Annotated in this window: 8 protein-coding genes; 5 read left to right on the top strand and 3 right to left on the bottom strand. The window is 65.9% G+C overall.

The window, feature by feature from the left end; translation table 11 throughout:
- The 5 genes from N878_RS03155 to N878_RS03135 form a co-directional block, all read left to right on the top strand.
- Positions 1 to 679, top strand: a 679-nt coding sequence (locus tag N878_RS03155) for an SPOR domain-containing protein (protein ID WP_031302682.1), incomplete at its 5' end; no start/stop codon positions are given.
- Between the two features lie 237 nt (positions 680 to 916).
- Entirely contained in the window at positions 917 to 5,365 is a 4,449-nt protein-coding gene (gltB, locus tag N878_RS03150) for a glutamate synthase large subunit (protein WP_031302681.1), read from the top strand.
- A 34-nt stretch (positions 5,366 to 5,399) separates the two neighbouring features.
- Positions 5,400 to 6,818, top strand: a complete 1,419-nt coding sequence (locus N878_RS03145) for an FAD-dependent oxidoreductase (protein ID WP_021442237.1) — start codon at positions 5,400 to 5,402, stop codon at positions 6,816 to 6,818.
- Between the two features lie 119 nt (positions 6,819 to 6,937).
- A complete protein-coding gene (hemE, locus tag N878_RS03140; protein WP_021442236.1) occupies positions 6,938 to 8,005 on the top strand; it encodes a uroporphyrinogen decarboxylase in 1,068 nt (355 codons plus the stop codon).
- 113 nt (positions 8,006 to 8,118) lie between these two features.
- Entirely contained in the window at positions 8,119 to 8,889 is a 771-nt protein-coding gene (locus tag N878_RS03135; RefSeq protein ID WP_021442235.1) for a ParA family protein, read from the top strand.
- A 46-nt stretch (positions 8,890 to 8,935) separates the two neighbouring features.
- On the opposite strand, the gene N878_RS03130 is transcribed toward N878_RS03135, so the two are convergent.
- The 3 genes from N878_RS03130 to N878_RS03120 form a co-directional block, all read right to left on the bottom strand.
- Positions 8,936 to 9,733 (bottom strand): universal stress protein, encoded by a 798-nt coding sequence (locus N878_RS03130; protein WP_021442234.1) that lies wholly within the window; start codon positions 9,731 to 9,733, stop codon positions 8,936 to 8,938.
- Positions 9,734 to 9,820: 87 nt separating this feature from the next.
- Positions 9,821 to 10,264 (bottom strand): YiiD C-terminal domain-containing protein, encoded by a 444-nt coding sequence (locus tag N878_RS03125; RefSeq protein WP_021442233.1) that lies wholly within the window; start codon positions 10,262 to 10,264, stop codon positions 9,821 to 9,823.
- A 181-nt stretch (positions 10,265 to 10,445) separates the two neighbouring features.
- On the bottom strand, positions 10,446 to 10,754 hold a 309-nt coding region (locus N878_RS03120), incomplete at its 5' end, for a co-chaperone YbbN (RefSeq protein WP_021442232.1).

Raw genomic sequence — 10,754 nt, 5'->3', positions numbered from 1 at the left:
GGTAGTCGAGGCGCCTGCCGAGGCGCCGGTGGTCGAGAGCAAGGCGCCGGCCATCGAGTTCGCCGGCGCCAGTCAGCCGCTGCCTCTGCCGTTGGTGGGGGAATCGCAGGCAGTGATTCGTCAGCCTCTGGCGGAAGCGGCAGGCGAGGAGCTGGATGGCTTCGAGCCGCCGGCCGCGCCCGTCGTGCCGGCGCCCTCGACAGTCGTGGCGCCGGCCGCTCCAATCGTTGCTGCACCTGCACCTGCACCTGCACCTGCACCTGCACCTGCACCTGCACCTGCACCTGCACCTGCACCGGCATCTGCGGTGCCCAAGCCGGCGGAGGTGGCGGTCGCCAAGCCTGCTGCGCCGGCCCCTACGCCTGCTCCGGTCAAGCCCGCCCAGGGCGCTACGGCAACGGGCGACTGGTATGCCCAGCAGCCGGCTTCGCGTTACGCCCTGCAGATTCTCGGCTCGCGCTCGGAGGCCAATATCCAGGCGCTGGTGCGCGAAGGTGGCGGCGACTACCGCTACTTCAAGAAAGTGCACCAGGGGCAGCCGCTGTTCGTGCTGACCTATGGTAGTTTCGCCAGCCGCGATGCCGCCCAGGCGGCGGTCAAGACGCTGCCGGCCAAGTTGCAGGCGGGCAAGCCCTGGCCGCGCACCCTGGGCAGCATTCAGCAGGAAATGCGCCGCTAGCCCGCTGCTTCGGAGTGACCGCTGGGTCTTTAGCACGACCTGGCGGTCTTATCCTTCGTTTTCGCGACATAAGTTTTCATCGCCTCGTCACGAAGATTTGTGACGGCCTAGGCGGATATGTACAATGACCTCCCTTTTGCCTGCGCAAAGCTGGTGCATGCCCGTGCGTGCAAGGTAAGTGGTTGAATTAGAAAGCAATTTGCCTGAAGTCTAGGCAGCCTGGTGAGAGTTTCCCCTATGAAAGCAGGTTTGTACCGTCCTGATGAGTTCAAGGATAACTGCGGCTTCGGCTTGATCGCCCATATGCAAGGTGAGGCGAGCCATCACCTGCTGCAGACCGCCATTGAGGCCCTTACCTGCATGACCCACCGCGGCGGCATCAACGCCGACGGCAAGACCGGTGACGGCTGTGGTCTGCTGATCCAGAAACCGGATCTGTTCCTGCGCGCCGTGGCCCAGGAGTCTTTCGGCGTCGCACTGCCGACGCAGTATGCCGTGGGCATGGTGTTCTTCAACCAGGACCCGGCCAAGGCCGAGGCCGCTCGCGAGAACATGAACCGCGAGATCCTCGCGGCCGGCCTGCAGCTGATCGGCTGGCGCAAGGTGCCGATCGATACCAGCGTGCTCGGCCAGCTGGCACTGGAGCGTCTGCCGATCATCGAGCAGGTGTTCGTCGGCGGCGAAGGGCTGTCCGATCAGCAGTTCGCCATCAAGCTGTTCAGCGCCCGTCGCCGTTCCTCGGTGGCCAACGCCGCCGACGCCGATCACTACATCTGCAGCTTCTCGCACAAGACCATCATCTACAAAGGCCTGATGATGCCGGCGGACCTGCAGCAGTTCTACCCGGATCTGGGCGACGAGCGCCTGCAGACCGCGATCTGCGTGTTCCACCAGCGCTTCTCCACCAACACCCTGCCGAAATGGCCGCTGGCGCAGCCGTTCCGCTTCCTCGCCCACAACGGCGAGATCAACACCATCACCGGCAACCGCAACTGGGCTCAGGCCCGTCGCCTGAAGTTCGCCAACGAGTTGATCCCCGATCTGGAAGAGCTCGGCCCGCTGGTCAACCGCGTCGGCTCCGACTCCTCGAGCATGGACAACATGCTCGAGCTGATGGTCACCGGCGGCATCGACCTGTTCCGCGGCGTGCGCATGATCATTCCGCCGGCCTGGCAGAACGTCGAGACCATGGACGCCGACCTGCGCGCGTTCTACGAATACAACTCCATGCACATGGAGCCCTGGGACGGTCCGGCCGGCGTGGTGCTGACCGACGGTCGCCATGCCGTGTGCCTGCTCGACCGCAACGGCCTGCGTCCGGCGCGCTGGGTCACCACCAGCAACGGCTACATCACCCTGGCGTCGGAAATCGGCGTGTGGGACTACAAGCCGGAAGACGTCATCGCCAAGGGCCGCGTCGGCCCGGGGCAGATCCTCGCCGTCGATACCGAGACCGGCCAGGTGCTGTCCACCGACGACATCGACAACCGCCTGAAATCGCGCCACCCCTACAAGCAGTGGCTGCGCAAGCACGCCCAGCGCATCCAGGCCACCCTGGAAGACCGCGACCACGGCTCGCCCTTCTACGACCCGGACCAGCTCAAGCAGTACATGAAGATGTTCCAGGTCACCTTCGAGGAGCGTGACCAGGTGCTGCGCCCGCTCGGCGAGCAGGGCCAGGAGGCGGTCGGCTCGATGGGCGACGACACCCCGATGGCGGTGCTCAGCCAGCGCGTGCGTTCGCCCTACGACTATTTCCGCCAGCAGTTCGCCCAGGTCACCAACCCGCCGATCGACCCGCTGCGCGAAGCCATCGTCATGTCCCTGGAGATCTGCCTCGGCGCCGAGCGCAACATCTTCCAGGAGTCGCCCGAGCATGCCGCCCGCGTCATCCTCAGCAGCCCGGTGATCTCCCCGGCCAAGTGGCGCGCGCTGATGAACCTGGATCGCCCGGGCTTCGAGCGCCAGCTGATCGACATGAACTACGACGAGTCGATCGGTCTGGAGGCCGCCGTACGCAACATGGCTGACCAGGCCGAGGAGGCGGTGCGCAGTGGCAAGGTACTACTGGTGCTGTCCGACCGCCACATCGCCCCGGGCAAGCTGCCGGCGCATGCCGCGCTGGTCACCGGCGCCGTGCATCACCGCCTGACCGAGAAGGGCCTGCGCTGCGACTGCAACATCCTGGTCGAGACCGCCACCGCGCGCGATCCGCACCACTATGCGGTGCTGCTGGGCTTCGGCGCCTCGGCGGTGTATCCGTTCCTGGCCTATGAAGTGCTGGGCGACCTGATCCGCACCGGCGAAGTGCTGGGCGATCTGTACGAAGTGTTCAAGCATTACCGCAAGGGCATCTCCAAGGGCCTGCTGAAGATCCTGTCGAAGATGGGCATCTCCACCGTCGCCTCCTACCGCGGCGCCCAGCTGTTCGAGGCCGTCGGCCTGGCCGACGAGGTCACCGAGCTGTGCTTCCGCGGCGTCGCCAGCCGCATCCAGGGCGCGCGCTTCGTCGACATCGAGAGCGAGCAGAAGCTGCTGTCGGCCGAGGCCTGGAACAACCGCAAGGCCATCCAGCAGGGCGGTCTGCTCAAGTTCGTCTACGGCGGCGAGTACCACGCCTATAACCCGGACGTGGTCAGCACCCTGCAGGCCGCCGTGCAGCAGGGCAGCTACGCCAAGTACAAGGAATACTCGGCGCTGGTGGACAACCGCCCGGTGTCGATGATCCGCGACCTGCTCAAGGTCAAGACCGCCGAGCAGCCGCTGGCGCTGGATCAGGTCGAGCCGCTGGAGGCCATCCTCAAGCGCTTCGACTCCGCCGGCATCTCCCTCGGCGCGCTGTCGCCGGAGGCCCACGAGGCCATCGCCGAGGCGATGAACCGCCTCGGCGCGCGCTCCAACTCCGGCGAGGGCGGCGAAGACCCGGCCCGCTACGGCACCGTGCGCAGCTCGAAGATCAAGCAGGTGGCCACCGGCCGCTTCGGCGTCACCCCGGAATACCTGGTCAACGCCGAAGTGCTGCAGATCAAGGTGGCCCAGGGCGCCAAGCCCGGCGAGGGCGGCCAGCTGCCGGGCGGCAAGGTCAACGGCCTGATCGCCCGTCTGCGCTACGCGGTGCCGGGCGTGACCCTGATTTCGCCGCCGCCGCACCACGACATCTACTCGATCGAGGACCTGGCGCAGCTGATCTATGACCTCAAGCAGGTCAACCCGGCCGCGCTGGTGTCGGTCAAGCTGGTGGCCGAGGCCGGTGTCGGCACCATCGCCGCCGGCGTGGCCAAGGCCTATGCCGACCTGATCACCATTTCCGGCTACGACGGCGGCACCGGCGCCTCGCCCCTGACCTCCATCCGCTACGCCGGTGCGCCCTGGGAACTGGGCCTGGCCGAGACCCACCAGACCCTGCGCGGCAACGACCTGCGCGGCAAGGTGCGGGTGCAGACCGACGGCGGCCTGAAGACCGGCCTCGACGTGATCAAGGCGGCCATCCTCGGCGCCGAGAGCTTCGGCTTCGGCACCGCGCCGATGATCGCCCTGGGCTGCAAGTACCTGCGCATCTGCCACCTGAACAACTGCGCCACCGGCGTGGCCACGCAGAACGACAAGCTGCGCAAGGACCACTTCATCGGTACCGTCGAGATGGTGATGAACTTCTTCACCTACGTCGCCGAGGAAACCCGCGAGTGGCTGGCCAAGCTCGGCGTGTCGAGCCTGGAGCAGCTGATCGGGCGCACCGATCTGCTCGAGATGCTGCCGGGCGAGACCGCCAAGCAGGGCAACCTGGACCTGTCCCCGCTGCTCGCCAGCGCGCATATCCCGGCCGACAAGCCGCAGTTCTGCCAGGTTGAGAAGAACCCGCCGTTCGACAAGGGTGAGCTGGCCGAGAAGATGGTCGAGCTGGCCAGGTCGGCGATCGACGGCCGCAGCGGCGGCGAGTTCGCGCTGGACATCTGCAACTGCGACCGCTCCATCGGCGCACGCGTGTCCGGCGAGATCGCCAAGCTGCACGGCAACCAGGGCATGAACGACGCGCCGATCACCTTCCGCTTCAAGGGTACTGCGGGGCAGAGCTTCGGCGTATGGAACGCCGGTGGCCTCAACCTGCACCTGGAAGGCGACGCCAACGACTACGTCGGCAAGGGCATGACCGCCGGCAAGCTGGTGATAGTACCGCCCAAGGGCAGCCCGTTCGCCACCCAGGACTCGGCCATCATCGGCAACACCTGCCTGTACGGCGCCACCGGCGGCAAGCTGTTCGCCGCCGGCACCGCCGGCGAGCGTTTCGCCGTGCGCAACTCCGGCGCCCATGCGGTGGTGGAAGGCGTGGGTGACCACTGCTGCGAGTACATGACCGGCGGCTTCGTCTGCGTGCTGGGCAAGACCGGCTACAACTTCGGTTCCGGCATGACCGGCGGCTTCGCCTACGTGCTCGACCTGGACAACGGCTTCTACGACCGCGTCAACCACGAGCTGGTGGAAATCCAGCGCATCAACAGCGAAGCCATGGAGGCCTACCGTAGCCACCTGCAGCGCGTCCTCGCCGAATACGTCGAGGAAACCGCCAGCGAATGGGGTCGCAACCTGCTGGAAAACCTGGACGACTATCTGCGCAAGTTCTGGCTGGTCAAGCCGAAAGCCGCGAGCCTGAAGTCGCTGCTGTCCAGCACCCGTGCCAACCCGCAATAAGAATGCGCCTGAAGTGGTTTGATGAGGTAATGCAATGACTGAACGTCTGAATAACGACTTCCAGTTCATCGAAGTCGGGCGCAAAGACCCGAAGAAGAAACTGCTGCGTCAGCGCAAGAAGGAGTTCGTCGAGATCTACGACAACTTCAAGCCGGCGCAAGCTGCAGACCAGGCGCACCGCTGCCTGGGCTGCGGCAACCCCTATTGCGAATGGAAGTGCCCGGTGCACAACTTCATTCCCAACTGGCTCAAGCTGGTGTCCGAGGGTAACATCCTCGCCGCCGCCGAGCTCTCGCACCAGACCAACACCCTGCCGGAAGTCTGCGGCCGCGTGTGCCCGCAGGATCGGCTGTGCGAGGGTGCCTGCACCCTCAATGACGGCTTCGGCGCGGTGACCATCGGTTCGGTGGAGAAGTACATCACCGACACGGCGTTTGCCATGGGCTGGCGCCCGGACATGTCCAAGGTCAAGCCGACCGGCAAGCGCGTCGCGGTGATCGGCGCCGGCCCGGCCGGCCTGGGCTGCGCCGACGTGCTGGTGCGCAACGGCGTGACCCCGGTGGTGTTCGACAAGAACCCGGAAATCGGCGGCCTGCTGACCTTCGGCATCCCCGAGTTCAAGCTGGAAAAGACCGTGATGAGCCGTCGTCGCGAAGTCTTCAGCGGCATGGGCATCGAGTTCCGCCTGAACACCGAGATCGGTAAGGACGTGACCATGCAGCAGCTGCTGGATGAGTACGATGCCGTGTTCATGGGCATGGGCACCTACACCTACATGAAGGGCGGCTTCCCCGGCGAAGACCTGCCGGGCGTGCACGATGCGCTGGACTTCCTGATCGCCAACGTCAACCGCAACCTGGGCTTCGAGAAGTCGCCGGAAGACTTCGTCGACATGAAGGGCAAGCGCGTGGTGGTGCTCGGCGGTGGCGACACCGCGATGGACTGCAACCGCACCTCCATCCGCCAGGGCGCCAAGGCGGTGACCTGTGCTTACCGCCGCGACGAAGAGAACATGCCGGGCTCGCGCAAGGAAGTGAAGAACGCCAAGGAAGAGGGCGTGAAGTTCCTGTTCAACCGCCAGCCCATCGCCATCGTCGGCGAGGACAAGGTCGAAGGCGTCAAGGTGGTCGAAACCCGTCTCGGCGAGCCGGATGCCCGTGGCCGCCGCAGCCCCGAGCCGATCCCGGGCTCCGAGGAGATCATCCCGGCCGAGGCCGTATTGATCGCCTTCGGCTTCCGTCCGAGCCCGGCGCCCTGGTTCGAGCAATTCGAGATCCAGACCGACAGCCAGGGCCGCGTGGTGGCGCCGGAGCAGAACCAGTTCAAGCACCAGACCAGCAACCCGAAGATCTTCGCCGGTGGCGACATGGTGCGGGGCTCGGACCTGGTGGTGACGGCGATCTTCGAAGGGCGCAACGCCGCCGAAGGCATCCTCGACTACCTCGGCGTCTGATCGATTGCGTCAGGGCCTGCCCGCGACAAATTGACCCGATGGACAAAAGGCACGGCACTCGCCGTGCCTTTTGTTTGGCGCTCTGCGAAAATGCCCGCACTTTTTTCTAGGACTCTGCCATGACCGCCCTGAAGAACGATCGCTTCCTTCGCGCCCTGCTCAAGCAACCCGTGGACGTCACCCCGGTGTGGATGATGCGCCAGGCCGGTCGTTACCTGCCGGAATACCGCGCCACCCGCGCCAAGGCGGGCAACTTCGTCAACCTGATGAAAAACCCGGAACTGGCCTGCGAAGTCACCATCCAGCCGCTGGACCGCTACCCGCAGCTGGATGCGGCGATCCTCTTTTCCGACATCCTCACCATTCCCGATGCCATGGGCCAGGGCCTGTATTTCGAGACCGGCGAAGGCCCGCGGTTCAAGAAGGTGATCAGCAGCCTGGCCGATATCGAGGCGCTGCCGATCCCGGATGCCGAGCAGGACCTGGGCTACGTGATGGACGCGGTGCGCGGCATCCGCCGCGAGCTGAACGGCCGCGTGCCGCTGATCGGCTTCTCCGGCAGCCCCTGGACCCTGGCCACCTATATGGTCGAAGGCGGCTCCAGCAAGGATTTTCGCAAGTCCAAGGCGATGCTCTACGACAACCCCCAGGCCATGCACGCGCTGCTCGACAAGCTGGCCCAGGCGGTCACCGCCTACCTCAACGGGCAGATCAAGGCCGGCGCCCAGGCGGTGCAGATCTTCGATTCCTGGGGCGGTTCGCTGTCGGCGGCGGCCTATCAGGAATTCTCCCTGGCCTATATGCGGAAGATAGTCGACGGCCTGATCCGCGAACACGACGGCCGCCGGGTGCCGGTGATCCTGTTCACCAAGGGCGGCGGCCTGTGGCTGGAATCCATGGCCGATAGCGGCGCCGAGGCCCTGGGCCTGGACTGGACCTGCGATATCGGCAGCGCCCGCGCCCGCGTCGGCGCCAAGGTGGCGCTGCAGGGCAATATGGACCCGAGCGTGCTGTACGCCAACCCGGCGGCGATCCGTGCCGAGGTGGCGCGCATCCTCGCCGCCTATGGGCAGGGCAGCGGCCATGTGTTCAACCTCGGCCACGGCATTACCCCGGAGGTCGACCCGGCCCATGCCGGCGCCTTCTTCGAGGCGGTGCACGAGCTGTCGGCGCAGTACCACCAGTAAGCAGAACAGGGGCCGCGCAAGCGGCCTCTTTGCTATCGGCCGGGCAAGTTCCTCGCGCTTGTCACGGGCTTTGCATAGAATCCAAGGCCATCTGAGGCTCAGGGAGGTGTGAGATGCGGCGTGTGGTGTTCAACCAGAAAGGCGGCGTGGGCAAGTCCAGCATCGCCTGCAACCTGGCGGCGGTCAGCGCGTCTCAGGGCTATCGCACCCTGCTGATCGACCTCGACAGCCAGGCCAACTCGACCCATTACCTCACCGGCCTGACCGGCGAGGACATTCCCATGGGCATCGCCGACTTCTTCAAGCAGACCCTGGCCAGCGGTCCCTTCGCCAAGAAGGGCAAGGTGGACATCTACGAGACGCCGTTCGACAACCTGCACGTGGTCACCGCCACCGCCGAGTTGGCCGAGCTGCAGCCCAAGCTGGAGCAGAAGCACAAGATCAACAAGCTGCGCAAACTGCTCGACGAGCTGGCCGAGGACTACGACCAGATCTACCTGGACACCCCGCCGGCGCTGAATTTCTACACGGTTTCCGCGCTGATCGCGGCCGATCGCGTGCTGATTCCCTTCGATTGCGACAGCTTCTCGCGCAATGCCCTGTACGGCCTGCTGGCTGAGATCGAGGAGCTCAAGGACGATCACAACGACGGCCTGGAGGTGGAGGGCATAGTGGTCAACCAGTTCCAGCCGCGTGCGACCCTGCCGCAGCAGCTGCTCGACGAGCTGATTGCCGAGGGCCTGCCGGTGCTGCCGGTGAACCTGATGAGCTCGGTGAAGATGCGCGAATCGCACCAGGTGTGCACACCGCTGATCCATCTGGATGCGCGGCACAAGCTGACCCAGCAGTTCGTCGAACTGCACGACCTGCTCAACGCCGGTTGAGAATGAAAAAGGCGCCTGGAGGCGCCTTTTTCGTTTGTCGCTGGCCTTAACGCACCACAAATACGTCGCACGGCGCTTTGTGCAGAAAATGCTGCGCCAGGCTACCGAGCAGGGCCTGGGACAGCGCGCTGCGGCCGTGGCTGCCGAGCACCAGCAGCTCGCTGCGGCGGGTTTTGATCTGCTCCTGCAGGCAGCGCAGGATGCCGCCCTGGATCACCTCGTGAGTCAGCGTCGGGCCGCCGGGCGGCAGGTTCTGCGCCTCGTCCTGCAGCAGTTGGTCGATCAGCCCCTGCTGGGTCTGCAGTTGCAGCTGCACCTCCTTGGGCGTGCCCTTGTCCGGCTCGAACACATGCAGGGCGTGCAGCTCGGCGTCGCCCGGCAGCAGGCGATAGGCCTGGCCGAGGGCGCTGCAGGCGCACAGGGAGAAGTCGATGGCGGCCAGGGCGTGTCGGTAGGGGGCGAAGTCGTTGCGCGCCACCAGCAGCAGCGGCACCGTACAACGGCGGGCGATGCGATCCAGGCTGGTGCCGGAGAAGAAATCGTGGCGCTGGTGGTGGCCGCCGAGCACCAGCAGGTCGCAGCCGCTGTCCTGCACCTCCTGCAGCACCACCTCCGAGGGCTTGCCGCTGAGCATGCGCAGCTCGCTGCCGGGTGGGGCGTACTGGGTCAGGCTGCGGTCCAGCGCCTGGCGCGCCTTCTCGTGCTGCTCGCTGCTCTGGCTGGGGTCGAGCACGTGCAGCAGGGTCAGGCGGGCACCGTGCTGGCGGGCGAGTTGGGTGGCGCGGCACAGGGCCATGTCGGCGGTGTCGCGCAGGTCGTGGGCGATAAGAATGTGATGGAACATGGCGACGGCTCTCCTGCCGATACCAGTCGGCAATTTTATTGTGCCTGTTCAATTAGCCGTTCTTTTGACTTATGGCAAGGTCGAGGCTCAGCGTAACCGCAATTGGTAATGCCCGCGACTCTCGGCGACCACCTCGCCGGCGCCGTCGGTCAGCTGCAGGTCGAGCTGGTACTCGGCCTTGCCCAGGCGTCCGGCCTCGTCCTCCAGGCGGGCGATCTCGGCCGTGCTCAGGCGCGCCTCGACCCGGATGTCACCGCTGGCCGGGCGACGGAATCTCAGGTTCATCTCCTTGACCAGTGGGTAGAAGCGCTCGGCGTCGAAGCTGGTGAGAAACAGCGCGCCGCCGGGAATCTCCGCCAGGGTGAACAGCGCACCGGCGTACATGCTGCCGATATGGTTCTGGTTGCCGGCCAGCGGCATGCGCAGGCGCACGAAGCCGGGTTCGAGCACCTCGGCCTTGAGGCCGCTGCGCTGGACGAAGGCGATCTGCTGTTCGGTGAGCTGGCGGGCGAGTTCCATGGACAGGGGCATGGCGCGACTCCTTGGCGAGGGTCTGTCCAGACTAAGGCTTGGTGCGGCCCGTGCAATTGACCGCAGCGCCCCGGCGGACTGACCGAACCGCTCAGGCCCTGTCAGTGATCGCTCGCGGATATGCGCTAACCGCATTGTGGAAGGCTGCTCCGTAGCCTGGGTGAAACCCGGGGGGAGTCGCTCAGATGCCCTGCTGGCGCAGCCAGCTCAGCAGCTGCGGCAGCGGCAGGGCGCCGCTCTGCCGCGCCACCTCCACGCCGCCCTTGAACAGCAGCAGGCTGGGAATCGAGCGGATGCCCAGTTGCCCGGCCAGCTGCGGATTGCCCTCGCTGTCCAGCTTGCCCAGGCGGCAGCGGCCCTGCAGCTGGCTGGCGGCCTGGGCGAAGGTCGGCGCGAAGGCCTGGCAGGGCCCGCACCAGGCGGCCCAGACGTCCACCAACAGCGGCAGCTCGCCCTTGAGCTGGCCGGCGAAGTTGCTTTGCGTCAGTTC

This window comes from Pseudomonas sp. EGD-AK9 (genome assembly GCF_000465935.2).
Lineage (GTDB): Bacteria > Pseudomonadota > Gammaproteobacteria > Pseudomonadales > Pseudomonadaceae > Aquipseudomonas.
The sequence above is the reverse complement of the archived record's forward strand: the minus strand, read 5'-3'. Positions and strand labels throughout refer to the sequence as shown.